Below are 25,777 nucleotides of genomic sequence, written 5' to 3'. Positions count from 1 at the left end.
GAACACCGTCAGCGTCACGCGTCGGGTCGCCGGCCGGCGTCGTCCCGCTAGGGGTTCAGCGCTCGCAGGCGATGCCGTCCTTGTCCGCGTCCGAGTGCTTGTTGGCGTTGTAGAGCGCGGTGTTGACGTAGAAGTTGGTCACCGGGTGCTTCTTGCGCGCACCGTGCGGACCGGTGTCACGTGCGCCCTTGCGGCCGACCCCGTGCGGGTACTTCTTGGTCAGGTTCTTGCAGCCGTGGAAGTCCACGATGGCCGGCGCGGCATGCGCGGGCGCGACGATCGTGGCGGCGGGGACGAGGGAGGCGCACACCGTCAGGACGACGGGCAGGGCACGGGGCATCGCTGTGAACTCGTTTCGTGGAGGGCGGCCCAGATGCCGCCGCCGAAGAATATCGACCGCGAAGCGTGCGTGGGGCTTTCAGGCCCCGATCAGACGACACTCAGGGGAAGCAGCTTCTTGCCGGTCGGCCCGACCTGGATGTCGGTGTTCATCTGCGGGCAGACGCCGCAGTCGAAGCACGGTGTCCAGCGGCAGTCGTCGACCTCGGTCTCATCCAGCGCGTCCTGCCAGTCGGCCCAGAGCCAGTCCTTGTCCAGCCCCGAGTCCAGGTGGTCCCACGGCAGCACTTCATGCTCGCTGCGCTCCCGGGTGGTGTACCAGGCCACGTCGACGTCCGTGCCCTCGAAGGCAGCCGTCGCGCACCGCATCCAGCGCTCGTAGGAGAAGTGCTCGCTCCAGCCGTCGAACCGGCCGCCATCGCGCCAGACGGCTTCGATGACCCGCCCGACCCGGCGGTCGCCGCGGGAGAGCAGTCCTTCGACCAGGCCCGGCTCGCCGTCGTGGTAGCGCATCCCGATCGCCGCGCCGTAGCGCTTGTCGGAGCGGATCGCCTCCCGCAGCTTGGCCAGGCGAGCATCGGTCTGTTCGGGGTCCAGCTGCGCGCACCACTGGAAGGGGGTGTGCGGCTTCGGCACGAAACCGCCGATCGAGACGGTGCAGCGGATGTCGCGGCGACCGCTGACCTCTCGGCCGACGTCGATCACCCGCTTGGCCAGGTCGGCGATCTGCAGCACGTCCTCGTCGGTCTCGGTGGGCAGACCGCACATGAAGTAGAGCTTGACCTGCCGCCAGCCCGCGCCGTAGGCCGCGGCGACGGTCTTGATCAGGTCCTCTTCGCTCACCATCTTGTTGATGACCTTGCGGATCCGCTCCGAGCCTCCCTCGGGTGCGAAGGTCAGGCCGGAACGGCGCCCGCCGCGCGTCAGCTCGTTCGCCAGGTCGATGTTGAACGCGTCGACCCGGGTGGACGGCAGGGAGAGCCCGGTCTGGGTGCCTTCGTAGCGGTCGGCGAGACCCTTGGCGATGTCGGCGATCTCGGAGTGGTCGGCCGAGGACAGCGACAGCAGCCCGACCTCTTCGAAACCGGTGGCCTCCAGGCCCTTCTTGACCATCTCGCCGATACCGGTGATGGACCGCTCGCGCACCGGCCGGGTGATCATCCCGGCCTGGCAGAAGCGGCAGCCTCGGGTGCACCCGCGGAAGATCTCCACCGACATGCGCTCGTGCACGGACTCCGCCAGCGGCACCAGCGGCTGCTTGGGGTAGGGCCAGGCGTCCAGGTCCATCACGGTGTGCTTGGAGACCCGCCACGGCACGCCGACCGTGTCCGCGGCCGGCGCGACGCGCTGAATGCGGCCGTCGGGCAGGTAGTCCACGTCGTAGAACGCCGGCACGTAGACACCACCGGTGCGCGCGAGGCGCAGCAGCAGTTCCCGACGGCCACCAGGTCGGCCCTGCCGCTTCCAGGCGGAGATGTGGTCGGTGATGGCGAGGACGGCCTCTTCACCGTCGCCGACGACCGCGGCGTCGATGAAGTCCGACACCGGCTCGGGGTTGAACGCCGCGTGGCCACCGGCCAGGACGATCGGGTCGCCCTCGCCGCGGTCCGCCGCGTGCAACGGGATCCCGGCCAGATCCAGCGCGGTGAGCATGTTGGTGTAGCCGAGCTCGGTGGAGAAGGAGAGTCCGAAGACGTCGAACTCGCCGACCGGGCGGTGCGCGTCGACGGTGAACTGCGGCAGCTCGGCGGCACGCATGGCCGCCTCCATGTCGGGCCACACCGAGTAGGTGCGCTCGGCGAGGGTGTCCGCCCGCTCGTTGAGGACCTCGTACAGGATCATCACGCCCTGGTTGGGCACACCGACCTCGTACGCGTCGGGGTACATCAGCGCCCACCGCACGGTCAACTCGTGACCGTCGGCGTCGTACCCGCCGCACTGCCAGTCCTTGACGGTGGAGTTGAGCTCCCCGCCCACGTACTGGATCGGCTTGCTCACCTGCTCCAGCAGTGGTTCGAGGTCGTAGAAGATCGACGCGCCCGGCATGTCACCAGGGTAGAGCCGTCCGGGGGCCGCGCCGCGACGCGTCCGCGGCTCAGGCGTAGAGCGCGTCCAGGTCGTCGCCGTACTTGGTGATGACGACCTTGCGCTTCAGCTTCAGACTCGGGGTGATCTCGCCGTCCTCGACGGTGAGGTCGTGGTCCAGGATGAGGAAGCGCTTGATCTGCTCCCACCGGTTCAGGCCGTCGTTGAGCTTGTCGACGTAGCCCTGCACCATCTCGCGCGCGGCGTCGGAGGTCACGATCGTGCGGTAGTCCTGGCCCGCCATCCCGTGGCTCTTCGCCCAGTCCGTGATGGCCTCTTCGTCGAGGGTGATGAGGGCCGAGACGAACGTGCGGCTCTCACCCTCCACCACCAGCTGGGAGGCGTAGGGGCACAGCCCCTTGAAGGTGGCCTCGATCTGACCCGGCGCGACGTACTTGCCGTTGGAGGTCTTGAAGAGGTCCTTCTTGCGGTCGGTGATGCGCACGTGGCCGCTGGGGAGGATCTCGGCGATGTCGCCGGTGTGCAGCCAGCCGTCGGTCAGGGTCTCGGCCGTGGCCTCGTCCAACCCGCGGTAGCCCTGCATCACACCAGGGCCCTTGACCAGCAGCTCTCCGTCGTCGGCGAGCTTCAGCTCAGTGCCCGGCAGCGGCCACCCGACCGTGCCGATCTTGTTGGCGTACGGGCGGTTCACGCAGGTCGCGGCGCTCGTCTCGGTCATGCCGTAGCCCTCCAGGACCGGCATGCCCATGGCGTCGAACCACTTGGCGACCTCGGAGTTGAGGGCGGCCGACCCGGAGATGAAGAAGCGCACGCGCCCGCCGAAGCGCTCGCGGATCTTGGCCAGCACAATCTTGTCGCCGATCCGGTGCTGCGCGCCGAGGAGCGCGCCGACCGGCTTCTCCTCCGAGCGGCGCTCGGCGACCTGCTTGCCGTTGGCGCTGGCCCAGTGGAAGAGCTTGGCCTTCACCCCGCCCTCGTCGTCCATCATCGTGGTGATGCGGCCGTAGACCTTCTCGAAGATCCGCGGTGCCGCGCCCATCCAGGTGGGGCGAACGACGGCGAGGTTCTCCACGATCTTGTCGACACGACCGTCGATCGCGGTCGGGAAGCCGACCTGGATCGGCAGGGTCAGCAGCAGCTTGCCGAAGACGTGCGAGAGCGGAAGCCAGAGGTACTGCAGGTCATCGGGGGTGAGCAGACCCGTCGAGCCGGTCGCCGCGACCTCGTACATCCACGCGTCGTGGGGCAGCCGCACGCCCTTCGGCTTGCCGGTCGTGCCCGAGGTGTAGATGAGGGTGGCCAGGTCCTGCGGCCCGAGCTGGTCGACCCGCTCCTCGAGGACGCCCTCGTGGTCGCCGACGTAGTCCGTGCCGAGCTTCTCCAGATCTGCCAGGGACAGCACCCAGTCGCCGTCACTCTCGCCGTCGATCACGACCACCCTGGCAACGTCCGGGATGGCGTCGCGGCCCTGCTTGAGCAGGGCGACCTTGGCCTCGTCCTCGGCGATCACGACGGTGCTGCCGGAGTCGGAGACGATGTAGAGGACGTCGTCCGGGGTCGAGGTCGGGTAGATCGTGGTGGTCGCAGCAGCGGCGAGCATCACGCCGAGGTCGGCCAGCGCCCACTCCACACGGGTGGCGGAGGCGATCGCGACGCGGTCACCCGGCTGGACTCCCACGGCGACCAGGCCGCCTGCGATGGCGCGCACCCGTTCCTCGGCCTGCGCCCACGTCAGCTGCTTCCAGTCCTCGCCGGACGGATAGCTGTAGGCGTGCGCCGACGGGGTCTGCTTGACCCGGTCGAGGAAGAGTCGGGCGACCGACGGTGCCCGCCCGTCGATGGCGGACTGGTCGTACTTCTCGTCCTGCGCGCTGATCATGTGCTGGCTGCTCCACGGTGGGTTCGAGGGGGTGCCGTAACGGCGTGGGCCACCCTACTGCCCAGTCAACAACGCCCGCGCCCGATCGACGTCATGACCCATCTGCTCGATCAGGGGCTCGATCGAGTCGAACCGGACGTTGCTGCGCAACCGGTCGGTGAACTCCACGGCGACCACCTCGTCGTACAGGTCCAGGTCGGTGCGGTCGAGCACGTACGCCTCGACCGTGCGCTGGGTGCCGTCGAACGTCGGGTTCGTACCGACCGAGATGGCCGCGGGGAGCCGCTCACCGCCGTGCTGGATGCGCACGAGCCACCCCGCATAGACGCCGTCGGCGGGCACGAAGCCGGTCGCGTCTTGGGCGAGATTCGCTGTGGGGTAACCAAGTTCGCGTCCACGCTGCGCACCGCGAACGACCATGCCGGTCACGGCGTGCGGGCGGCCCAGGATGCGGGACGCGGCAGCGACGTCGCCCGCCACCAGGTCCGAGCGGACCTCGGTCGAGGAGTAACGGCCTCCCTCGCCGACGTCCTCCTGCACCTGCACCTCGAAGCCGAACTCCGCTCCGAGCTCGCGCAGCGTGTCGACGTCGCCCTCGTTGCGGGCGCCGAACCGGGTGTCACGGCCGACGACGACCGCGTGGGCACGCAGTCCGTCGACGAAGACCTCTCGCACGAAGTCGCGGGGTGACATCGCGGCCAGCTCCAGGGTGAACGGCATCACCAGCACCGCGTCGAGCCCGATCTGCTCCATCGTGGCCAGCCTGTCCTTCAGCGAGCTCACGAGCACCGGGGCGTGGTCGGGATGCAGCACCGCCAGTGGGTGCGGCTCGAAGGTGACCGCGACGCTGGCGAGCCCCTCGCGCCGCGCTCGTTGCACCACGGCCGCCAGGAGCGTGCGGTGCCCGAGGTGTACGCCGTCGAAGTTGCCGATGGTGACCACGCTGGGACCGAATCCCGACGGCAGGTCGGCGGTTTCGGTCAGGCGCAGCACGCCGCAACTCTAGCTGGCGGTCAGTTCCCTCTTGTTCAGGCCGAACGCGTACCAGGCGCCGACGGCCAGGAGCCAGGTCAGGACGAACACGCCGACGATCACGAAGCCGATGCCGTCGAGGTTGATCGACCCGACCGCGGCGATCGGGCCACGGGTGATGCGCAGCTGGTCGGCGAAGATCGAGCACAGCTCGATGCTGCCGATGACGACTGCGACGAAGATCGACAGCCCGGTGACGGTGGCGTTGTAGTACAGCCGGCGCAGCGGCTTGGCGAACGCCCACTTGTAGGCCTTGCCCATGAAGATCCCGTCAGCGGCGTCCAGCAGGCTCATGCCCGCGGTGAACAGGACCGGCAGGGTGAGGATGGCGTACCAGGGCAGCGCAACCGCGGCCGCGCCGCCCGCGATGACGAGCAGGCTGATCTCGGTGGCGGTGTCGAAGCCGAGACCGAAGAGCAGTCCGATGGGGTACATCTGCGTCGGTCGGGTGACCGAGCGGGTGAGCCGGCCGAGGAAGCGGTTGAAGAAGCCGCGGTTGCGCAGGTGCTCCTCCAAGGCCTCCTCGTCCAACTCGCCGCCGCGCGCCCGCCGCCAGACGCGCACGATGCCGACCAGCGCCACCAGGTTGAGCAGCGCGATGAGCCAGAGGAACAGGCCGGACACCGAGGTGCCGACGACCGCGGTCGCCGTGTGCAGCGTGGATCCGCCGTTCTTGACCGACGAGGCGAGGGCGCGCACCCCGAAGGACAGCAGCACGCACAGGCCGAAGACGACCGAGGAGTGACCGAGGGAGAACCAGAAGCCGACGCTCAGCGGGCGCTTGCCGTCGGTCAGGAGTTTGCGGGTGGTGTTGTCGATCGCGGCGATGTGGTCGGCGTCGAAGGCGTGCCGCATGCCGAGGGTGTACGCCGTGATGCCGAGGCCGACGCCGAAGACGCCCTGGCTGCCCACCGGGTAGTGGTGCGGGGCGACGACCGCGAAGAGAGTGACGAAGCCGATCACGTGCAGCGCGAGGACGGCCAGCGCCATCCCGGCCACCGACCGGCGGTCCGCCGGCGTGAATTCGGCTGCGAAGGAACGCAACCGGCCCGGCCGACCGCCCGTGGTGAGGTCTGCGACGGACTGGACCACGTGATGCCTCCCGGAGTGATTTATCGACTCCGGCGACCCTACAGCTCAGATGCGACTGAGTCGCACGTGCGTCGTCAAACCTGTTCGAAAGGAGGGAAGACGACCTGGGATCTCGTCGAGTCTCCGGACTCGTCGAGGATGGCCACCAGGTCCCCGGCCGGGCCGATGCCCGCGACCGGGTCCTGCCGTACGCCGTCGTGCGCGATGCGCTTCCCGTGCCGAAGGTCGCGTTCCTGGTCCGCCGTCAGCTCCCGCACCGCGAACTGCCCTCGCGCGGCCTGCGCGAGCGGCAGGACGGGAAGCGCGGCGCCCTCGTCCCGCAGGGTCGTGAGGTCCTGCAGCGTGTCCGCGGCGGTGACGTCGAAGCGCCCGACCCCGGTGCGGCGCAGCGCGGTCAGGTGGCCGCCCACCCCCAGATCCGCGCCGAGGTCACGTGCCAGCGCGCGCACATACGTGCCGGAACTCACCTGCACCTCGATGTCCAGGTCGAGCACCGGCAGACCGTCCACGGCAGAGGCGCGTTGCGCGCGGACGTCGAACCGCGCCACGCGCACCGGACGGGCCTTGAGCGCAACCTCCTCGCCGCCGCGCACCCGCGCGTACGAGCGCACCCCGTCGATCTTGATGGCGCTGACACTGCTCGGCACCTGCTCGATGTCGCCGGACAAGGACGCGACGGCCCGCTCCAGCTCGGCCGGGTCGACGTTCCGCGCACCGAGCGACTCGACCACGTCGCCCTCGGCATCGTCGGTCACCGTGCTCTGGCCGAGTCGGACCGTCGCCGTGTACGTCTTGTCGCAGCCGACGAGGAAGGTCAGCAGCTTCGTGGCCCGTCCGATGCCGATGAGCAGCAGCCCGGTGGCCATCGGGTCGAGGGTGCCCGCGTGACCCACTCGCCGGGTGCCCGCCAGGCGCCGGCAGCGCGCGACGACGTCGTGACTGGTCCAGCCGGCGGGCTTGTCGACGAGCAGCAGTCCGTCGATCCGACTACTCCGACTTCTTGTACGGGTCGGCCTCGCCGGCGAAGCTCGCCTGCCGCTTCTTCTCGGCCAGCTCCTCGTCGCGGGTACGCGCTGCCCGCAGGGCGTCCTCGATCTGCGCCACACCCTCGGGGATGGCGTCGGGCACGAACTCCAGGGCAGGCGTCAGCCGGATGCCCAGGCCCTTGCCGACGTGCGAGCGGATCCGTCCACGGTTGTCCTCCAACGCCGCCTCGCTGTCGGCGCGCTCCTGGTCCGTGCCCAGGAAGGTGTAGAAGACCGAGGCGTGCTGCAGGTCACCGGTGACCCGCACGTCGGTGATGGTGAGGAAGCCGAGACGCTCGTCCTTCAGCCGGTGCTCGAGATAGTCGGCCACCAGGAACTTGATGCGTTCGGCGATCTTGCGTGCGCGTGCGGGGTCGGCCATGGCGCGATTCTCGCACCGCGACACGGTCCAGCACCAAACCGGCCTACGGCTTGGTAGCGACGATCAGGTCGCGGTCGATCGAGGCGTCCACGCGGTGCCGCAGGTCGTCGTACCCGGGGCCGGTGCGGACCTGCAGGCCGTGCTCGGTGAGCAACTGGTCCAGCGCGTCCCGCGGCGCGACATGCCGGTTGTAGGACAGGCCGACCGCTCCCCCGCCACGCAGCACCCGCACCCACCCGGGGAGCGCCTGATCGAGCAGCTCGAGGGGGCTGCGGGCCAGCTCGTCGGCCTGCGAGCCGTGCTGCACGCCGTACGGCGCGTCGGCCACCACCACATCGACACTGCGAGCCCGCAGGAGCCCGTCCAGGTCGCGGGTGTCGGTGTTGAGGTACTCCACGTGCTGCACCTCACCGGCTCGGAAGCTCTCCTTGCTCGCCGCGATCTCGATCTGCAGGCGTCGCCCGCGCATCCGCCCGTCGGTGCGCAGCGCGCTCTCCTGCACGGTGTGCTTGTAACGATGGGTCCGCATCCAGGTCTTGATGAACGCCGCGTACGCCTCGTGGTCCTTGCGGTCGATCTCGACGCCCGTCACGTCGTAGCCGAGGGACAACGCCAGGTTGAGCGTGGTGCCGCGCCCGCACATCGGATCGAGCACATCCAACGAACCGTCCGTCCAGCGCTGCGGCCGGGCCGTCGCGGCGGCCGTGACGCCGAGCACCAGACGGGTCCACTGCTCGTTGGTCTTGCCGGAGTACTTCGGGATGGTCACCAGGTCGCTGGGATAGATCTCCCTGCGCCGCAACGGCACCGGCCGCAGCAGCTCGCCCTCCCGTTCGAAGAGGGCTGCGCTGGCCGAGAGGTTGGAGAGCACGTCGACCAGCTCGCCGGCGTCGCCATCGGCGCTCACCGCCAGATACTCCACGCCGGCCAGGTCGGCGGGCTCCACCTCGACCGGACGGTCGCACAGCACCCCGGTGAGGACGCGCGCCTCCGCGGCGACCAGAGCACGGGCGGCGCCGGCGTACACCCGGTTGGCGCTGGGGGCGATCATCAACAGCAGCTCCGTCACGGGAGCACACGCTATCTGCCACAGGGCGGGGCCACGTTGCACGCATCGGCGGGCGGCGACCGCCGATGAGGGCTCGAGGCCCCGAGACGACGAACGGCCCAACACCCTCGCGGGTGTCGGGCCGTTCGTGCATGCACTCGTCCTTCACAGGACGAACTGAGCCTTCTCCGCTCCGCTTACTCACACTCCGCTTCGGCCGCCGACTCGGCTAGCGCCTCGTCGACAACCTCCGCTGCGTGTTCGTCAGCTGCGCGGTGCCTTCTCCGCTCCGCTTCCTCACACTCCGCTTCGGCCGCCGACTCGGCTAGCGCCTCGTCGACAACCTCCGCTGCGTGTTCGTCAGCTGCGCGGCTTCTCGCGCATCTCGTACGTCGTGATCAGGTCACCATCCTGCAGGTCGTTGAACGACCCGAGGTTGATACCGCACTCGTATCCGTCGCGGACCTCGGTCACGTCGTCCTTGAAGCGCCGCAGACCGGCGATCTCCAGGTTCTCGGTGATGACCACGCCGTTTCGCGTGATCCGCGCCTTCGAACCGCGTCGGATGAGCCCCGAGCGCACCAGCGAACCGGCGATGTTGCCGAACTTGGAACTGCGGAAGATCTCGCGGATCTCCGCCGTGCCCAGCTCGACCTCTTCGAACTCCGGCTTGAGCATGCCCTTGAGGGCCGCCTCGATCTCCTCGATGGCCTGGTAGATCACCGAGTAGTACCGGATCTCCACGCCTTCCTTCTCGGCGAACGCGGCGTTCTGGCCCTCGGCCCGGACGTTGAAGCCGATGATGACCGCGGTCGCGGCCACAGCGAGGTTGATGTTGTTCATCGTGATCGCGCCGACACCGCGGTCGATGATGCGGATCTCGACCTCTTCGCCGACGTCGATCTGCATCAAGGCGTCTTCCAGAGCCTCGACCGAACCGGAACCGTCACCCTTGAGGATCAGGTTGAGGGTCTCGACCTTGCCCTGTGCGAGCGTCTGGTCCAGGTCCTCCAGGCTGATCAGCTTGCGAGCCCTGATCAGCGAGGCGCGACGGTCGTCGGCTTCGCGCTGCTCGGCGATCTGACGCGCCGTGCGGTCGTCCGGCACCACGATGAACGTGTCGCCGGCGCGGGGCACCGCTGCCAGACCGGTGACGAGCACGGGACGGGACGGACCCGCCTCCTGCACGTTGTCACCGTGTTCGTCGAGCATGGCGCGGACGCGGCCGTGTGCCACGCCGGCGACGATCGAGTCACCCACGCGCAGCGTGCCGGACTGCACCAGCACCGTGGCCACCGCACCGCGACCGCGGTCCAGGTTGGCCTCGATCGCGACACCGCGAGCTTCCTTGTCCGGGTTGGCGCGCAGATCGAGCGCCGCGTCGGCGGTCAACAGGACCGCTTCGAGCAGACCGTCGATGTTCTGCCCCTGCTTGGCCGAGACGTTGACGAACATCGTGTCGCCGCCGTACTCCTCGGCGATCAGGTTGTACTCGGTGAGCTGCTGACGCACCTTGTCCGGGTTGGCGCCGTCGACGTCGATCTTGTTGACCGCGACGACGATCGGTACGTCGGCCGCCTGGGCGTGGTTGAGCGCCTCGATCGTCTGCGGCATGACGCCGTCGTCGGCCGCGACGACCAGGATGGCGATGTCGGTCACCTTGGCACCGCGGGCACGCATGGCCGTGAAGGCCTCGTGACCGGGGGTGTCGATGAAGGTGATCGCGCGGTCCACGCCCTCGTGCTCGGCGTGCACCTGGTAGGCACCGATGTGCTGGGTGATGCCACCGGCCTCGCCCTCGGCCACCTCCGCGTTGCGGATGGCGTCCAGCAGTCGCGTTTTACCGTGGTCGACGTGACCCATGACGGTCACGACCGGCGGACGAGCCTGCAGCTCCTCGTCGGTCTCGGCCTCGGCCTCGGCCTCCAGGTCGATGTTGAAGGCGCCGAACAGCTCCTTCTCCTCGTCCTCGGGCGAGACGACCTGGATCTGGTAGCCCAGCTCGGCACCGAGCGCCATGAAGGTGTCCTCGTCGAGCGACTGGGTCGCCGTGGCCATCTCACCGAGGTGGAACAGCACGGTGACCAGGCTCGCCGGGTTGGCGTTGATGCGGTCGCCGAAGTCGCTCAGGGACGCACCGCGTCGCACGCGCACGACGGTGTTGCCGTCGCCGTGCGGCACGCTGACGCCACCGATGGTGGGCGCCTGCATCTGCTCGAACTCCTGGCGCTTGGCACGCTTGGACTTGCGCCCGCGCACCTTCCCGCTACCGCGTCCGAAGGCACCGGGCGCAGCGCCGCGGGCCGGTCCACGGCCGCCGCCCGGACGACCGGCGAAACCGCCGGTGCGTGCGGGACCGCCACCGGCACCGGGCGCACCACGACCGCCGCCGCGTGCCGGGCGGTCGCCCGGACGAGCTGCCGCCGCACGATCGGGCATCATGCCCGGGTTCGGACGTGCCCCACCCGGACCGCCGCCGGGCGAACCGGCGCGAGCTGCCGCGGGGCGCGGAGCGCCGCCGGGACGCGGGCCTGCCGCGCCACCGGCGCCGCGGGCTGCGGCGGGACGGGGCATGCCCTGACTGGGAGCGAACGGGTTGTTGCCGGGGCGCGCGTTGGCGCCGCCCTGACCACCGGTGCGCATGCCCTGACTGGGAGCGAACGGGTTGTTGCCCGGGCGCGGACCGGCCGGACGGGGGGCCGCCGGTCGGGCAGCACCGCCACCGGTGCCACTGCTCGCGGCAGGGGCCTCAGCGGCCGGGCGAGCGGGAGCGGGAGCAGCTGCTGCCGACTCCTGCGCGGGTGCCGGCTGCGACGTACGCGCTGCGGGCACCTCGGGCGCCGAGGTGGCCGGCTTCGGGCTGGGGGCGGGGGTCTGCCGAGCCGCGGGCGCCACGGGGGCCGCCGGGCCGGGCCGGGCCGACGTGCCACCGGGAACGGCGCTCGGGCGCGCCGACGGCTGGGTCGCCCCGGTCGCGGCCGCTGCGGGCGCGCTCGGAGCTGCCGGCGCGGCTGCGGACGGACGACCGCCGGGCTTGGGTGCGGAGGGAGCCGCCTCCTTGGAGGGCGCGGCGGTGCCGGCACCCGGAGGCGGGTTCTCCTTGATCTTGCGCACGACGGGCGCTTCGATCGTGGAGCTGGCGGTCTTGACGAACTCGCCCTGCTCCTTGAGGTAGTTCAGTAGTTCCTTGCTCTGCATTCCGAGCTCTTTGGCGAGCTCATGCACTCGGACCTTTGCCACGCTTCTCCTGTTCGGGAAATGTGACGGTCCGAGCGGCGGTCCGGAGGTCATCCGGGGCAGCACAGACCGTCTTTCAGTGAATGCTCATTAGTGAGGACTCATCGGGTGCTCATAGCGATAAACCCGCTTCCGGTCTTGTCGTGCCGCACGGTGCGGCAGGTCGCTACATCTTCAACGTGGTCAAGTGGCAGGCACACAGTCGTCGCGCAGCGCCTCGACATCCAGGACACCGTCGCGTGGCACCGGGAGAGCCCGCTGCAACGCACGACGGCGCACTGCCTGTTCGAGACAGTCCGCGCGCGGATGCAGCCAGGCCCCACGGCCTGGATGCCAACCGCGCCCGTTGGGTACGGCGCACCAAGCGCCGTCCACTGCGATCGCGGCAATCCGCAACAACTGCGACCGATCGGCGCGTTGCCGACATCCCACGCACGTGCGCAAGCCGCGATGAGCGACTGGCGGGGGTGTGGAACGACGGTCGCGTCTCCGCTCGACCATCACCAAGTCTAGCGCAGCCGACCGGCAGGGCCGTCCGCGCCGCTGCTCTCCGGCCCGCCCGGTGCGGCGGTGGCCTCGGGCTCGGCGGCTGCGGTGTCGGACCGGATGTCGATCCGCCAGCCGGTCAGCTTCGCGGCCAGGCGGGCGTTCTGCCCTTCCTTGCCGATCGCGAGGCTGAGCTGGAAGTCGGGCACGATGACCCGGGCCGCGCGCGCCTTCTCATCCACGATCTGCACCGACTGCACCCGCGAGGGCGACAGGGCCGAGGCGATGAAGTCACGCGGGTCACGGGCGAAGTCGACGATGTCGATCTTCTCCCCGTGCAGTTCGGTCATCACCGCACGCACCCGCGAACCCATCGGGCCGATGCAGGCACCCTTGGCGTTCAGACCCGGCACCGTGGAGTGCACCGCGATCTTGCTGCGGTGCCCGGCCTCACGGGCGAGCGCCGCGATCTCGACGCTGCCGTCGGCGATCTCGGGCACCTCGAGCGCGAAGAGCTTGCGCACCAGGTTGGGGTGGGTGCGCGAGAGGTTGATGGACGGGCCCTTGAACCCGCGCTTCACGGCCACGACGTAGCAGCGCAGCCGCTCACCGTGCACGTAGCGCTCACCGGGCACCTGCTCCGCGAGGGGCAGCACACCCTCGATGGTGCCGAAGTCGACGTGCACGTTGCGCGGGTCGCCGGACTGCTGGATGACGCCGGCGACGATGTCTCCTTCACGGCCGCGGAAGTCACCCAGGATCGCCTCGTCCTCGACGTCGCGCATCCGCTGGACGATGACCTGACGTGCGGTGGCGGCGGCGATCCGGCCGAAGTCGGTGGGGGTGTCGTCGAACTCGGGCCCACGCTCGGGGACGACGGGGCCGTCCTCGCCGTCCGGCGACGCGGCGGGCTCTTCGCGGGCGAGGACGGTGACCCGACCGCTGGCGCGGTCCAACTCGACCCGGGCGTCGCGGTAGCTGCCGTCGATGCGGTGGTAGGCCGCCAGCAGCGCCTGCTCGATGGCGGGCACGATGACGTCCATCGGGATCTCCCGCTCGCGCTCCAGCGCGCGTAGTGCGGCCATGTCGATGTCCATCAGTCCTGCTCCTTGGTGACGTCGGCTGTGGTGGGCCGGTTGAATTCCAGCTCGACGCGGGCGCGCGAGGACTCGGCGTACCCGAAGGTGCGGGTCGCGCCGGTGTCGTCGGCGAGGTCGAACGAGTCGGTGCCGGCGGCGGTGAGCCGGCCGGTCAGTTGCTCCTCGCCGGTCGTGGTCAGGGCGATCAGACGCCCGACGTTGCGGCGGAAGTGCTGGGGGGCGTGCAGCGGCCGGTCCGTGCCGGGCGAGCTGACCTCGAGCACGTACGCCGCCTCCCCCATGGCATCGGACTCGTCCAGTGCATCGCTCACGGCACGGGTGACCTCGCCCACCTCGTCGAGGCTGAGAGGTTCGACAGGAGATTCGCGGTCGGCGTCGTCGACGGTCACGTCCCGGTCGACCAGGACCCGGACCAGGCGTCGTTTGCCGGCGGGCGTGACGGTGATGTCCTCGATGGTCATGCCGCTGCGGGCGACCACAGGAGAGAGGACAGCCACGATGTGCCGGGAGCGTTCGGTGCTGCCCTTGGACGGATCCATCCCAGCGACCTCCTGTGTTCTGTTGTGTGCCGTACGACGGGACACACTACTCGCCGCAGGGGGGTGCCTCCGCCTCAGAGAGGCTCAGAGAGCCACAGAGACACCCGAAAGAGACCGAGGGATTCAGAGACCGGAGGAGGTCAGCCCCCGTCGACGCAGCACGCGGCGCTCGATCGGGTCGAAGACCGCCAGCTCGACCACGACTCCCACCAGCAGGATCAGGATGATCGCGCTGAGGACGGTCGGCATGTCGGAGTCCTGAGAGCCGTTGCTCAGCAGTCCCCCGAGCCCCGTGCCCAGCTGCGCGGACGTGGCGACCAGCTCGGCGGCCATCAGGGAGCGCCAGGCGAAGGACCAGCCCTGCTTGAGTCCGGTCAGGTAGGTGGGCAGGGCGGCGGGCAGGAGCACCGAGCGCATCAGTTCGAAGCGTCCGGCGCCGAGCACCGTGCCGGCCTCGCGCAGCAGCGGTGGCGTCTGGTCGACGCCGCCGATGAGGCCGTTGGCGATGGACGGGACCGAACCCAGGAGCACGACGGCGTAGATGAGGGCCGGGCCGCCCTGGAAGATGACCAGCGCGAAAGGCACCCAGGCCACCGACGGCAGCGACTGCATCGCCGACAACAACGGCCGGAATCCCTTGCGCAGCAGGGCGACCTGACTCACCAGCGCGCCCAGCACCGTGCCGATCACGATGGAGGCGAGGAAGCCGATGAGGCCGCGGTGCACGCTGACCCAGATCGCCTCCCAGGCGGTGCCGTGGGTGATGAGGCTCCACAGGTTCGAGGCCACCGACGCGGGTGTCGGGACGATGTACGTCGGTTTGAGGTGCGCCCAGCACGCGAACTGCCACAGCAGGATCAGGCCGACGACGACGGCCAGGGGCGCGAGCACCCCGGTGACGTCGAACCGGTGGCGGCGGCGACCGTCCGGTGCGGCGTCGAGGGCGTCCAGCCCGCCGGCCAGCTGGGCCAGGTCCACGTCGCTCCCGTCCCCCTCGGTGTGCCGGGTCGAGCTCTGCTCACGCGTGGGCATGACGACCGATCTCCTCTCGCAGGGCGTGGGTGATCTCGTCGGTGAGCGCGGGCACGTCGTCCGGCGGCAGGTCGCGGGTGTCCCAGGTACGTAGCACGCGGCCTGGCCGCGAGGACAGCAGCACGATGCGCTGGCCGAGCAGCACGGCCTCCCGCACGTTGTGGGTCACGAAGACGATCGACAGCTCGTCGGCCCGCCACACGTTCAGCAGCTCCTGGTGCAGCAGGTCGCGGGTGATGGCGTCGAGGGCCGCGAACGGCTCGTCCATCAGCAGCACCCGCGAACCCTGGGCAAGGCTGCGCGCCAAGGCAACCCGCTGGCGTTGCCCTCCTGACAACTCGTGCACCCGACGGCCCGCCACGTTGCCGAGACGGACCGTGTTCAGCAGCTCGTTGCACCGGCCCGCCCGCTCCTGGCGCGGCACTCCCGCGAGGCGCAGCGCGAGCTGCAGGTTGCCCTCCGCGGTCAGCCACGGCATGAGGGCGGATTCCTGGAACATCAGCGCGGGCTGACCGCCCTGCACGTCCACCTCGCCGCCGGTCGGCTGCTCCAGCCCGGCGAGCAGCCGCAGCAGGGTGCTCTTCCCGCACCCGGAGGCGCCGAGCACGGTGACGAACTCGCCCGCCGCGACGTCCAGATCCAGCCCGTCGAGCGCGAGCACGGGTTCACGCGCGCTCCCGAAGGCCTTGCGCAGCCCGTGCACTCGCACGGCCGGCGTACGGCGTTCGTCCACCCGCGGTCCCGGTTGCTTGGTGACTACCGTCATCACGAACTCCCTTTGGCACCCAGACCGCCGTCGGAGACGACGGCCAGCTTCTTGTTCTGCAGCACTGCGTTGAGCGGGCCGAGGTCGTAGATCCCCTGTAGGTCGGCGTCCTTGCTGAGCAGGTCGACGGCCGCGGCGTGCGAGGCGAGCTCCTTCAGCGAGGAGGCGTAGGGGTCCCACCCGACCTTGACGTTCTTCAAGGCGGCGACCACGACCGCCTCGGGCAGCTTCTTGCCGGTCAGCTTGCCGAGGTCGGCGTCGAGCTCGGTCGCTGCCTTGGTGGGGTCGGCGGTGATGGACTGCGCCGTCGCCACCTGTGCGCCGAGCAGCGCTGACACGGTCCTGGGGTTCTTCTTCAGGTAGCTGGTGGACACCAGCAGGTTGGTCGTCACGAAGTTGCCACCGGGCCACTGCGACTTCTCGTCGACCAGCACCTTGGCGCCGGCCTGCTGCTGCAGACGCGACACCCAGGGCTCAGGCAGCCAGGCGGCGTCGATGCGGCCCTGCTTGAAGAGCGTGAGCGTCTGGGCGTTGTCCTGGGACACGACGTTGACGTTCTTGCCACCGCTGCCGGTGAACCCGAGCCCGTGGTTCTTGAGGTAGTACTTCAGCGCTATGTCCTGGGTGCCCCCGCGTTGCGGATCGGCGACGGTCTTGCCCGCGAGCTGCGAGACGTCGGTGATCGACGGCTTCGCGACCAGCGCCGCACCCCCGGACGCACCGCCCGCGATCAGCCGCACCGCCGTGCCATGGCTCTTGATGAAGGCGTTGATGGCCGGGTTCGGGCCGACGTACGCCGCGTCGATGGCACCGGACAACAGGGCCTGGACTGCCGTGGGCCCCGCGTTGTAGATCGTGGTGCTCAGCTTGGTCGAGCCGAGGGCCTTGGCGTAGCTGCCGTCGCCGACCCCCACGACCGGGACGGCGTGCGTCACGTTGGCGAAGTAGCCGAGCTTGAGCGTGCTGGCGGTGCCTGAGGGCGCGCCCTTCGGGGCGCCGGCAGCGGCCGACGAGCCGCAGGCGGTCAGGCTCATGCCGGCGGCGGCTGCGAGGGCGACGACCGCACCGGTCGTCGCGAGAGGTCGGATGCGAGAACGAGCAGACATCGGGTTCCTATCGGGGACAAGAGGAGGGGTGGCGAAGGGCCAGGCAGGTTCAGGGGACGAGGGCGCCGAGGTCGGCGCCCGACATACAGGCCGCAAGCGTCGCGCCGGTGGCCGGGTCGACGACGACGAAGGCTCCGGTGCCTCGCAGTCGCCGGTATTCGTCGATGGCGACGTCTTCGGCAAGCTGGACGGTGCATCGCCCGATGTCGTTGAGCTGCAACGGTGCCGAGCTCGGCGTCCAGCGCAGTTCGCTGACGTCCCAGATGTCGGTGACCGGCCCGAGCATCGCCCGGACGGTCTTGGTGCCTGCCTTGACCAGCACGCGTTGCCGGGCTGCCGACGGCGCGTCGCCCATCCAGGTGACGACCGCGTCCAGCACCCGGGTGACGGCGATCGGGTCGTCGGTGGTGAGCACCTCGCCGCGCGCGATGTCCAGCTCCTCCGCCAAGCGGATGGTCACGGACTGACCCGCGACGGCCACCTCGGCCGGCCCCGTCGGGGTGTCGATCGCGATGACCGTCGAGGCGGTGCCGGACGGGCTGGCGTGCACGACGTCGCCCACCTGCACCCGACCCGAGGCCACCCGCCCGGCGAGCCCGCGGTAGTCGGGGTACTGCGCGGTGCGGGGCCGGATGACCAGCTGGACGGGCATCCGGAACGGCTCGGCGGTGTCCTCCAGCTCGGTGTCCAGCTCCTCCAGGAGGGCGAGCAGCGGGCGGCCGAGGTACCAGTCCGGCGCGGCGCGTACGACGCCCTCACCGGTGAGCGCGCTCACCGGGACCGCGACCACGTCACCGAGGCCCACTCCCCTGGCGATCTCGTGCAGTTCGGCCTGCAACTGCTCGAAGCGGTCCTGCGACCAGTCGACCGCGTCCATCTTGTTGACGGCGAACACGACGTGCCGCACCCGCAGCAGGGAGAGCAGGGCGGAGTGCCGCCGGGTCTGGGCCGACGCACCGTTCCGGACGTCGACCAGCACGACGGCGGCATCGGCCGTCGAGGCACCGGTGACGGTGTTACGGGTGTACTGAACATGTCCCGGTGTGTCAGCCAGGATGAAGCTTCGCCGGTCGGTCTTGAAGTACCGGTAGGCCACGTCGATGGTGATGCCCTGCTCGCGCTCCGCGCGCAGGCCGTCGGTCAGCAGCGCCAGGTCGAACTCGGTGGCGCCGCGGCTGCGGCTGGCGCTCTCGACGGCGTCGTACTGGTCGGCGAGGATCGACTTGCTGTCGTGCAGCAACCGACCCACGAGGGTGCTCTTGCCGTCGTCGACCGAACCGGCCACGACCAGGCGCAGCGGTGCGTGCTGGGACACGGTGGACAGCGTGGTGGTGCTCATCAGAAATATCCCTCGCGCTTGCGGTCTTCCATGGCGGCCTCGGACAGTCGGTCGTCGGCACGGGTGGCACCGCGTTCGGTGAGCCTGCTGACGGTGACCTCCTCGATCACCTGGGCGACCGTGGAGGCCTCGCTCTCGACGGCACCGGTGCAGGATCCGTCGCCCACGGTGCGGTAGCGCACCGAGCGGGTCGAGAGCGTCTCCGCAGCGCGCGGTCCGCCCCACGGTCCGGGCGTCAGCAACATCCCGTCGCGCTCGAAGACCGGGCGCTCGTGCGCGAAGTAGATGCTGGGCAGCGGGACGTCCTCCGCCTCGATGTAGCGCCAGACGTCCAGCTCGGTCCAGTTCGAGATCGGGAAGACCCGGGTGTGCTCGCCCGCGGCGTGCCGTCCGTTGTAGATGTGCCACAGCTCGGGGCGCTGGCGGCGAGGGTCCCAGCCGCCGAACGCGTCGCGGATCGAGAAGATGCGCTCCTTGGCCCGCGCCCTGTCCTCGTCGCGGCGGGCTCCCCCGAGCAGCGCGTCGAAGCGGTGCTCGGCGATCGTGTCGAGCAGGGGAACGGTCTGCAGCGGATTACGGGTGCCATCGGGCCGCTCCTGCAGCCGACCGTCGGCGATCCACTCTTCCACCCGGGCGACCACGAGGTTGACGCCGGCCTCGGCCACGACCCGGTCACGGAACTCGATGACCTCCGGCAGGTTGTGCCCGGTGTCCACGTGCAGCAGCGTGATCGGGAGTGGAGCCGGCCACAGGGCCTTGCGTGCCAGGTGCAGCACGATCGCCGAGTCCTTGCCGCCGCTGAACAGCATTGCGGGACGGTCGAATTCGGCCACCACCTCGCGGATGATCTCGATGGCCTCCGACTCCAGGTCGCGCAGGGCGGCGACGTCGGTGGCGAGTGGTGGTGCGGCTTCGATGGTCATGCGACCTCGCTCTCGGCGCGGACCAGACCGTGCAGCGCGTCGACGGCGTCGTCGAGCGGCACGCGGCTGGTGTCGATGGTCAGATCGGGATCGGTGGGCGGCTCGTAGGGGTCGTCGACGCCGGTCATCGCGCTCAGTCCGCCCGCCGCGGAGCGCGCGTACAGGCCCTTGACGTCCCGCTCCTGGCACACGGTCAGCGGGGTGGAGACGTAGACCTCGCGGTACGACGTCCCGCGGTCGCGGTGGTGGGCGCGGACTGCGGCGCGTGCGTCGGCGTAGGGCGCTATCACCGGGACGACGACCGTCACGCCGTGCCGAGCGAGCAGCTCCGCGACGAATCCGACCCGCCGCACGTGGGTGTCCCGGTCCTCCCGGCTGAAGCCGAGCCCCGCGGACAGGTTGGTCCGCAGCTCGTCGCCGTCGAGGATCTCGACCGACACGCCGTCGGCCGCGAGCTGCGCGGCGAACGCGCGGGCCACGGTGGTCTTGCCGGCGCCGGACAGCCCGGTCAGCCAGATCGTCTGCCCGCTCACAGGTGGATACCGCACTCGACCTTGTCGGTGCCCGACCAGCGACCGGACCGCGGGTCGGCACCCGGCGCCACGCGGGCCGTGCAGGTCTCGCACCCGATCGATGGGTACCCCTGCAACAGCAGCGGATTCATGATCACGCCGTGTTCGCGCACGTAGTCGTCGATGTCCTGGTCGCTCCATGCGGCCAGCGGCGCGATCTTGATCCGCTCACGGCGCTCGTCGAAGGAGACGACGGGCGTGTTCGCCCGCGACGCGCTCTCCACCCTGCGCAGTCCGGTGGCCCAGGCGTCGTAGCCGTCGAGGGCGTCGTCCAGCGGGTGGGTCTTGCGCAGCGCGCAGCACAGGTCGGGGTCGCGCTCGTAGAGGCGTGCGCCGTACGTGTCATCCTGTTCGGCCACCGTCTGCGCGGGCGTCAGCGACACCACGTTGACCGGGTAGTCGCGAGCGACCCGGTCGCGCACCTGCAGGGTCTCGGCGAAGTGGTACCCGGTGTCGAGGAAGAGCGCGTCGACGCCGGGCAGGATGCTGCTCGCCAGGTGCAGCAGCACCGTGTCCTGCATCGACGCGGCGACGGCGAACCGATCGCCGAACGTCGTGCCGGCCCAGCCGATGACGTCGGACGCCGAGGCACCCTCCAACTCGCGTGCGGCATTCGCCGCCACCCCACGCAGATCCGTGGCGACGCTCACGACGCCGCCTGCCCGCGCAGCCCGTGGAACTGGACGGTGAACACCCGCAGGCAGCTGCCGCAGCTCCACGCACCGCGGGGTTCGACCTCCGGACGCAGATCCTCTTCGGCGCAGTACGGGCAGTGGAACGGCACGACCCGGTTGTTGGCGCTCATCGCAGCGACTCCTCGTCGGCACGCACAGCCCATTGCGCGAATCGTTCTCCGGGAGTGCGCTGTTCGTCGAAGCGGCGGGCGATTCGCTCGATGTAGTCGCCCAGCTCCGCCGACGTGACCTTGAGGGCCCGCAGCTTGCGGCCGAATCCGGCGTCGAGCCCGAGGCCGCCGCCGAGGTGCACCTGGAAGCCCTCGACCTGCTTGCCGGCCGCGTCGGTGACGATCTGACCCTTGAGCCCGATGTCGGCGACCTGGATGCGGGCGCACGAGTTGGGACAGCCGTTGAGGTGGATCGCGAGCGGCTGCTCCAGGTGCAGGTCGTCCAGGCGCTGCTCGAGCTCGTCGACCAGTGTCTGCGCGCGGGCCTTGGTCTCGACGATCGCCAGCTTGCAGAACTCGATGCCCGTGCAGGCCATCACCGAACGGCGCCAGGGCGACGGCTTCGCGTGCAACCCGGACGTCGCCATGCGATCGATCAGCGCGTCGGTCCGCGCGGGATCGACGTCCAGCACCACGAGCTTCTGATGGGTGGTGAGCCGCACCCGGTCCGAGCCGGACGCCTGCGCGGCGGCGGCGATCTCGGTGAGCACCGTGCCGGACACCCGTCCGGCGATCGGCGCGAACCCGACGTACGCGCGTCCGTCGCGCTGTTCGTGCACACCCACGTGGTCCAGCGGCTGCTCGGGCAGCGGCGCCGCCGGGCCGTCCGGCAGGGCACGCTGCAGGTACTCGGTCTCGAGCAGCTCGCGGAACTTCTCGGCGCCCCAGTCGGCGACCAGGAACTTCAGGCGGGCGCGGTGCCGCAGCCGGCGGTAGCCGTAGTCGCGGAAGATGCGGATGACCCCGTGCCACACCTCCGGGATCTCCTCCAACCGGACGAAGGCACCGAGCCGGGTGGCCAGTTTGGGGTTGGTCGACAGGCCGCCACCGACGAGCAGGTCGAAGCCCGGGCCGAGCTCCGGGTGCACGACGCCCACGAAGGACACGTCGTTGATCTCGGGCGCGGTGTCGGGCAGCCAGGAGATGGCGGTCTTGAACTTGCGCGGCAGGTTCGACAGCTCCGGGTCGCCGATGAAGCGCTCCCGGATCGCGTCGATGGCGGGAGTGGCGTCGATGACCTCGTCGGCGCTGACGCCCGCGACCGGGGAGCCGAGGATGACGCGCGGGGTGTCGCCGCAGGCCTCGGCCGTGGTCAGACCGGCACCCTCGAGCAGCTCCCAGATCGCCGGGACGTCCTCGATGCGGATCCAGTGCAGCTGGATGTTCTGCCGGTCGGTGAGGTCGGCGGTGTCCCGGCCGTATTGCGTAGACACCTCGCCGATGACCTGCAACTGCTCGGCGGTGAGGGTGCCGCCGTCGATGCGGACCCGGAGCATGAAGTACTCGTCGTCCAGCTCCTCGGGGGCGATGGAGGCCGTGCGACCGCCCTCGATCCCCGGGCGGCGCTGGGTGTAGAGACCCCACCAGCGCATCCGGCCGCGCAGGTCGGAGGGGTCGATCGAGGCGAATCCCTCGCGGGAGTAGACCTCCTCGATGCGGGCACGTACGTTGAGTCCGTCGTCCTCCTGCTTGAACACCTCGTTCGGGTTCAAGGGCTCGCGCTCTCCGAGGGCCCACTGGCCGTTGCTGCGCGTGACGGTCGACATGCTCATAACCTTTCCTTTTGGTTGATCCAAGGTCAAATGATGCCTGATGTGTCTCAGACGTCGAGACCGCGGTCTCACCTACGATCGGCAGCGTGACCCGTCCGCAGACCGTCCGCCCGGGTCGGCGCACCGTGCTCGGGGCTCTCGCTCTGGGCGCCGCGTCGAGCCTGACGGGCTGCGGGATCCGGCTCCAGAAGGGGTCACCCGCGGTTCCCGGGATCGCCCATCAGGCGCCGCCGCCCGACCAGGCCGCTCTGCTGCGTGCGCTCGCCTCGGTGCGAGGGCTCCAGGTCGCGGCGACCCGCGCCGATGGCCTGTGGGCGCCCAAACTGGATGCGGCGTACGGCGCAGCGGCGAACCGCCTCACCGAGGTGATGGCATCCGACGGGATCAGAGTGCCGACCGCCTCCACCACTCCCCCGGCCGCTGCCCTCAGCGCCGCGCAGCTCGGTGCGGCGATCCGGGCGGGACTGTCACCCACCGCGTACGACGACGCCGTGCACGCCAACTCCGCGAACACGGCCATGCTCGCGGCGCTGCTGGCGTTCGACGCTGCAGGTGCGACGGTGCAGGGGGCCGCGCCGGCCTGGGGCGGCGAGCAGGTGTCCGGGGCGACCGCCGCCGCGCTGCTGCCGTCGGTCCGCACCGCCGTCTACGGCCTGGAGATCATCGCGGCGAGGACGCCCGCGCGCGCCCGCACGCTGCCCTCCGCCGCCGTCGTCACGATGGACGCCGCACGGTCCCGGCTCGAACCTGCCGCCGGGCCGAAGGGCCCGCCCGCCCGACTGGTCTACCCACTCGCCGTACAGCCCACGACGGAGGACGCCCGCACGACGCTGGCGCGCGATCTGCTCAGCGACGTGGTCACGGCCTGCGCCGCCCAGGTCGGGTCGGCGCGCGGCACCCGTGGGGACCTCCTTGCGCTCGTGCACCTGTGGAGCGACGCCACCGCCCTCGGCTGGCGGTGGGGGCTGCCGCCCGAACCGTTCCCCGGTCTGATCGGGTGAGCGGCCTGCCCGTCACGATCCCGCCGGCGTTCTTCGCGAAGGTCGACGGGCGACCGGCCGAGGGTGGTGGACCCGATGGCACCACCTGGCTGGCCAGCCTGCCCCGGCTCGTCGAGGAGAGTGCGGACCTGTGGCAGCTGGAGCTGGACGACGACCCGTCGGCGACCCGGCACGGGGAGTGCGCACTCGTCGTACCGTGCCGGCGCGACGGCGAGCCCGCGGTGCTGAAGGTCACCTGGCCGCACCCGGAGGCGAAGTACGAGCACCTGGCCCTGCGCACCTGGGACGGCACGGGCGCCGTACGACTCCTCGCGGCAGACCCGGGCCGCTGGGCGATGGTGCTCGAACGGCTGCACGGCGACACCAGCCTCGAGACCGTCCCGATCCTGGACGCGTGCGAGGTGATCGGAGGGCTCTTCCGTCGTCTCGACGCCCCACCCATGGCACGGGTCACGAACCTGCCCGACGAGTGCGGGAGGTGGCGCGAGCTGTGCCGCGCAGGGTCGCCGCAGGTGCCGCGCCGGATGACCCAGCAGGCCGCATCGCTGCTGGGCGATCTCGCCGAGGGAAGCCGCGCCGATCTGGTCCACCAGGACCTGCATTTCGCCAACGTGCTCGCCGGCGATCGTGAGCCGTGGCTCGCCATCGACCCGAAGCCGATCAACGCACGGTGGGAGTTCGCGGTCGCCCCCGTCATCTGGAACCGCTGGGACGAGGCGCTGCGGGCGACCAGCGTGCGCGCCCACCTGCGCGCCCGCCTCGGCGTGCTCTGCGAGAGCGCCGGCCTGGACGAGGACCTCGCACGACACTGGTCCTTCGTACGGCTCGTGCTGAACGCGCTCGGCGAGTGGCTGTCCGGTGCGCCGGACCAGAGCGCGCTGTCGTGCTACCTCACGGCGGCGAAGGCCATGCAGGAGTGAGCCGGTCTGACAGGGGCCTGGGTTACTCTGGCGCCGCCATCGAGACCGACACGTAGGGACATCTGTGAGCACCTCGAACGCCCGAGAGACCGGCAAGGCCAAGCTGGCTCGCCTGCAGGCCGAGCAGAAGCGCGAGCGGCAACGCAAGATCATGGCGGCCATCACGGCCGCGGTGGTCGTGGTGGTGCTCGTGGTCGTCGGCGGCTTCTACCTCGTGTCGCGTCAGCAGCAGAAGGACAACGACGCCAAGGCCAAGGCCAACGCCCGCGACTCGGCGTTCATCAGCAAGGTGGAGAACGTCCCCGCCGCCACGTTCGACACCGTGGGTGCCGGGACCGCGTCGCAGGCGCCGAAGGCCACGAACGGATCGGCGGACACCGTCGACGGAAAACCGCGGATCCTCTACATCGGTGCCGAATACTGCCCCTACTGCGGCATGGAGCGCTGGGCCCTCACCTCGGCGCTGTCCCGCTTCGGCACCTTCAAGGGCGTCGCGAGCGCGGTGTCCTCGCCCACCGACACCGTCGCCAACATCCCCACGATGACCTACTTGAACGCGTCGTACACCTCGCAGTACATCGCGTTCAAGAGCTACGAGACGGAGACTCGCGACGAGCAGCCGCTGCAGAAGGTCTCCGCGGCCGACGCAGCCCTGCAGAACAAGTACGACTCGCAGGGCAGCATCCCGTTCCTGCTCTACGGCGGTCTCTACACCAGCTCCGGCGCGACGTACGACGGGACGGCGCTGCAGAACATGAGCAGCGCAGCCGTCACCCAGCAGATGCTGTCGCCCACCACGGCCATCAGCAAGGGCATCCTCGGCGCGAGCAACGTGATCTCCGCGCAGATCTGCGTGCTCACGAAGGGTGCCCCGGCGAACGTGTGCTCCTCCGCCGGCGTCAAGGCGGCCTCCGCCAAACTCGCCAGCTGAGTCATGCGCGACCTTCCCCGTCGCCCTCGGTGGCTGCCACCGGTCAGCCTCGCCCTGAGCGTGCTCGGGCTCGCGGTGTCGATCTACCTCACCTATGAGCACTTCACGGGGTCCTCGACCCTCGCGTGCTCCGGATCGGGGCAGGTCGACTGCCTGAAGGTGACCACGAGCCAGTGGTCCAAGCTCTTCGGCATCCCGGTCGCCATGCTCGGGCTGCTCTTCTTCGTGGCGATGACGGCGGTGTGTCTGCCGCCCGTGTGGCGCCGTGCCCCGCGGTGGGTTGACCTGGCGCGCATCGCGGCGACCGGGGTCGGCCTGGTGATGGTGTTCTACCTGATCTGGGCGGAGTTCTTCCGGATCCACGCGATCTGCCTGTGGTGCACCGGGGTGCACGTGATCACCTTCGTGCTGTTCTTCGTGCTCGTCTTCGGGCTGCTGTTCACCGACCCGCCCGAGCTGGTGGCCCAGGACGACGACTCGGACGTCGTCGATCACGACTCCGCGACCAGCCGCCGGTCCGACTGA

25 protein-coding genes are annotated in these 25,777 nt (G+C 70.2%); 4 read left to right on the top strand and 21 right to left on the bottom strand.

All coding sequences use genetic code 11. The features are described from left to right. Positions 1-55: 55 nt before the first annotated feature. The 21 genes from HNR15_RS05820 to HNR15_RS05725 form a co-directional block, all read right to left on the bottom strand. Positions 56-340, bottom strand: coding sequence for an excalibur calcium-binding domain-containing protein (locus HNR15_RS05820; protein ID WP_179479874.1), 285 nt, complete (start codon positions 338-340; stop codon positions 56-58). An 89-nt stretch (positions 341-429) separates the two neighbouring features. Next, positions 430-2,385, bottom strand: coding sequence for a TIGR03960 family B12-binding radical SAM protein (locus HNR15_RS05815; RefSeq protein WP_179479872.1), 1,956 nt, complete (start codon positions 2,383-2,385; stop codon positions 430-432). A gap of 49 nt (positions 2,386-2,434) precedes the next feature. Next, complete coding sequence (locus HNR15_RS05810; RefSeq protein WP_179479870.1) at positions 2,435-4,264, bottom strand: AMP-dependent synthetase/ligase; 1,830 nt, start codon at positions 4,262-4,264, stop codon at positions 2,435-2,437. A gap of 54 nt (positions 4,265-4,318) precedes the next feature. Next, on the bottom strand, positions 4,319-5,257 hold the full coding sequence (locus HNR15_RS05805) for a bifunctional riboflavin kinase/FAD synthetase (RefSeq protein ID WP_179479868.1): 939 nt from the start codon (positions 5,255-5,257) through the stop codon (positions 4,319-4,321). Between the two features lie 9 nt (positions 5,258-5,266). Continuing rightward, on the bottom strand, positions 5,267-6,388 hold the full coding sequence (nicT, locus tag HNR15_RS05800) for a Nickel transporter NicT (protein WP_343048440.1): 1,122 nt from the start codon (positions 6,386-6,388) through the stop codon (positions 5,267-5,269). Positions 6,389-6,462: 74 nt separating this feature from the next. After that, entirely contained in the window at positions 6,463-7,371 is a 909-nt protein-coding gene (truB, locus tag HNR15_RS05795) for a tRNA pseudouridine(55) synthase TruB (RefSeq protein ID WP_179483615.1), read from the bottom strand. Positions 7,372-7,375: 4 nt separating this feature from the next. After that, positions 7,376-7,795, bottom strand: coding sequence for a 30S ribosome-binding factor RbfA (gene rbfA / locus HNR15_RS05790; protein WP_179479866.1), 420 nt, complete (start codon positions 7,793-7,795; stop codon positions 7,376-7,378). A gap of 43 nt (positions 7,796-7,838) precedes the next feature. After that, the gene (locus HNR15_RS05785) at positions 7,839-8,864 is read right to left on the bottom strand and encodes a TRM11 family methyltransferase (protein WP_218883567.1); all 1,026 of its coding nucleotides are present in this window, start codon (positions 8,862-8,864) and stop codon (positions 7,839-7,841) included. A 339-nt stretch (positions 8,865-9,203) separates the two neighbouring features. After that, complete coding sequence (gene infB, locus HNR15_RS05780) at positions 9,204-12,083, bottom strand: translation initiation factor IF-2 (RefSeq protein WP_179479864.1); 2,880 nt, start codon at positions 12,081-12,083, stop codon at positions 9,204-9,206. 180 nt (positions 12,084-12,263) lie between these two features. Continuing rightward, the gene (locus HNR15_RS05775) at positions 12,264-12,581 is read right to left on the bottom strand and encodes a YlxR family protein (protein ID WP_179483613.1); all 318 of its coding nucleotides are present in this window, start codon (positions 12,579-12,581) and stop codon (positions 12,264-12,266) included. An 8-nt stretch (positions 12,582-12,589) separates the two neighbouring features. After that, positions 12,590-13,663, bottom strand: coding sequence for a transcription termination factor NusA (gene nusA / locus HNR15_RS05770; RefSeq protein ID WP_179479862.1), 1,074 nt, complete (start codon positions 13,661-13,663; stop codon positions 12,590-12,592). Next, positions 13,663-14,205 carry a ribosome maturation factor RimP gene (rimP, locus tag HNR15_RS05765; RefSeq protein WP_179479860.1) on the bottom strand — a complete coding sequence of 181 codons (543 nt, stop codon included), beginning with the start codon at positions 14,203-14,205 and terminating at the stop codon, positions 13,663-13,665. The genes nusA and rimP overlap by 1 nt, the downstream gene beginning before the upstream one ends. 123 nt (positions 14,206-14,328) lie before the next feature. After that, positions 14,329-15,237 (bottom strand): ABC transporter permease, encoded by a 909-nt coding sequence (locus HNR15_RS05760; RefSeq protein WP_179479859.1) that lies wholly within the window; start codon positions 15,235-15,237, stop codon positions 14,329-14,331. Then, positions 15,224-16,003, bottom strand: a complete 780-nt coding sequence (locus HNR15_RS05755; protein WP_179479858.1) for an ABC transporter ATP-binding protein — start codon at positions 16,001-16,003, stop codon at positions 15,224-15,226. The genes HNR15_RS05760 and HNR15_RS05755 overlap by 14 nt, the downstream gene beginning before the upstream one ends. Continuing rightward, positions 16,003-17,109, bottom strand: a complete 1,107-nt coding sequence (locus tag HNR15_RS05750) for an ABC transporter substrate-binding protein (protein ID WP_179479857.1) — start codon at positions 17,107-17,109, stop codon at positions 16,003-16,005. Before HNR15_RS05750 ends, HNR15_RS05755 begins: the two co-directional genes overlap by 1 nt. A gap of 49 nt (positions 17,110-17,158) precedes the next feature. Next, positions 17,159-18,448, bottom strand: a complete 1,290-nt coding sequence (locus HNR15_RS05745; RefSeq protein WP_179479856.1) for a sulfate adenylyltransferase subunit 1 — start codon at positions 18,446-18,448, stop codon at positions 17,159-17,161. Then, positions 18,448-19,371 carry a sulfate adenylyltransferase subunit CysD gene (cysD, locus tag HNR15_RS05740; RefSeq protein WP_179479855.1) on the bottom strand — a complete coding sequence of 308 codons (924 nt, stop codon included), beginning with the start codon at positions 19,369-19,371 and terminating at the stop codon, positions 18,448-18,450. The genes HNR15_RS05745 and cysD overlap by 1 nt, the downstream gene beginning before the upstream one ends. Further along, positions 19,368-19,904, bottom strand: coding sequence for an adenylyl-sulfate kinase (cysC, locus tag HNR15_RS05735; protein ID WP_343048439.1), 537 nt, complete (start codon positions 19,902-19,904; stop codon positions 19,368-19,370). Before cysC ends, cysD begins: the two co-directional genes overlap by 4 nt. Further along, the gene (locus HNR15_RS17925) at positions 19,901-20,593 is read right to left on the bottom strand and encodes a phosphoadenylyl-sulfate reductase (RefSeq protein WP_343048438.1); all 693 of its coding nucleotides are present in this window, start codon (positions 20,591-20,593) and stop codon (positions 19,901-19,903) included. Before HNR15_RS17925 ends, cysC begins: the two co-directional genes overlap by 4 nt. Further along, on the bottom strand, positions 20,590-20,748 hold the full coding sequence (locus HNR15_RS05730; RefSeq protein WP_179479853.1) for an Insertion element protein: 159 nt from the start codon (positions 20,746-20,748) through the stop codon (positions 20,590-20,592). The genes HNR15_RS17925 and HNR15_RS05730 overlap by 4 nt, the downstream gene beginning before the upstream one ends. After that, positions 20,745-22,394, bottom strand: coding sequence for a nitrite/sulfite reductase (locus HNR15_RS05725; protein ID WP_246305890.1), 1,650 nt, complete (start codon positions 22,392-22,394; stop codon positions 20,745-20,747). The genes HNR15_RS05730 and HNR15_RS05725 overlap by 4 nt, the downstream gene beginning before the upstream one ends. A 92-nt stretch (positions 22,395-22,486) precedes the next feature. Here HNR15_RS05725 and HNR15_RS05720 point away from each other — a divergent pair, with 92 nt between their 5' ends. The 4 genes from HNR15_RS05720 (at position 22,487) to HNR15_RS05705 (ending at position 25,777) form a co-directional block, all read left to right on the top strand. Next, positions 22,487-23,401 carry a hypothetical protein gene (locus HNR15_RS05720; RefSeq protein WP_179479850.1) on the top strand — a complete coding sequence of 305 codons (915 nt, stop codon included), beginning with the start codon at positions 22,487-22,489 and terminating at the stop codon, positions 23,399-23,401. Then, positions 23,398-24,321: an aminoglycoside phosphotransferase family protein gene (locus HNR15_RS05715; RefSeq protein WP_179479849.1), complete on the top strand. Its 924-nt coding sequence runs from the start codon at positions 23,398-23,400 to the stop codon at positions 24,319-24,321. The genes HNR15_RS05720 and HNR15_RS05715 overlap by 4 nt, the downstream gene beginning before the upstream one ends. A 64-nt stretch (positions 24,322-24,385) precedes the next feature. Beyond that, a complete protein-coding gene (locus HNR15_RS05710) occupies positions 24,386-25,252 on the top strand; it encodes a DUF929 family protein (protein ID WP_179479848.1) in 867 nt (288 codons plus the stop codon). Positions 25,253-25,255: 3 nt separating this feature from the next. Then, positions 25,256-25,777: a vitamin K epoxide reductase family protein gene (locus tag HNR15_RS05705; protein WP_179479847.1), complete on the top strand. Its 522-nt coding sequence runs from the start codon at positions 25,256-25,258 to the stop codon at positions 25,775-25,777.

Source organism: Allobranchiibius huperziae (genome assembly GCF_013410455.1).
Classification (GTDB): domain Bacteria; phylum Actinomycetota; class Actinomycetes; order Actinomycetales; family Dermatophilaceae; genus Allobranchiibius; species Allobranchiibius huperziae.
This window is presented reverse-complemented; position numbering and strand designations above follow the sequence as displayed.

Bases quoted from the DNA above. Each gene is read 5' to 3' on its own strand.
- HNR15_RS05820 (WP_179479874.1), bottom strand. From the start codon at position 340: ATGCCCCGTGCCCTGCCCGTCGTCCTGACGGTGTGCGCCTCCCTCGTC.
- HNR15_RS05815 (WP_179479872.1), bottom strand. From the start codon at position 2,385: ATGCCGGGCGCGTCGATCTTCTACGACCTCGAACCACTGCTGGAGCAG.
- HNR15_RS05810 (WP_179479870.1), bottom strand. From the start codon at position 4,264: ATGATCAGCGCGCAGGACGAGAAGTACGACCAGTCCGCCATCGACGGG.
- rbfA (WP_179479866.1), bottom strand. From the start codon at position 7,795: ATGGCCGACCCCGCACGCGCACGCAAGATCGCCGAACGCATCAAGTTC.
- HNR15_RS05775 (WP_179483613.1), bottom strand. From the start codon at position 12,581: ATGGTCGAGCGGAGACGCGACCGTCGTTCCACACCCCCGCCAGTCGCT.
- nusA (WP_179479862.1), bottom strand. From the start codon at position 13,663: ATGGACATCGACATGGCCGCACTACGCGCGCTGGAGCGCGAGCGGGAG.
- rimP (WP_179479860.1), bottom strand. From the start codon at position 14,205: ATGGATCCGTCCAAGGGCAGCACCGAACGCTCCCGGCACATCGTGGCT.
- HNR15_RS05760 (WP_179479859.1), bottom strand. From the start codon at position 15,237: ATGCCCACGCGTGAGCAGAGCTCGACCCGGCACACCGAGGGGGACGGG.
- HNR15_RS05755 (WP_179479858.1), bottom strand. From the start codon at position 16,003: ATGACGGTAGTCACCAAGCAACCGGGACCGCGGGTGGACGAACGCCGT.
- HNR15_RS05750 (WP_179479857.1), bottom strand. From the start codon at position 17,109: ATGTCTGCTCGTTCTCGCATCCGACCTCTCGCGACGACCGGTGCGGTC.
- HNR15_RS05745 (WP_179479856.1), bottom strand. From the start codon at position 18,448: ATGAGCACCACCACGCTGTCCACCGTGTCCCAGCACGCACCGCTGCGC.
- cysD (WP_179479855.1), bottom strand. From the start codon at position 19,371: ATGACCATCGAAGCCGCACCACCACTCGCCACCGACGTCGCCGCCCTG.
- HNR15_RS05730 (WP_179479853.1), bottom strand. From the start codon at position 20,748: ATGAGCGCCAACAACCGGGTCGTGCCGTTCCACTGCCCGTACTGCGCC.
- HNR15_RS05725 (WP_246305890.1), bottom strand. From the start codon at position 22,394: ATGTCGACCGTCACGCGCAGCAACGGCCAGTGGGCCCTCGGAGAGCGC.
- HNR15_RS05705 (WP_179479847.1), top strand. From the start codon at position 25,256: ATGCGCGACCTTCCCCGTCGCCCTCGGTGGCTGCCACCGGTCAGCCTC.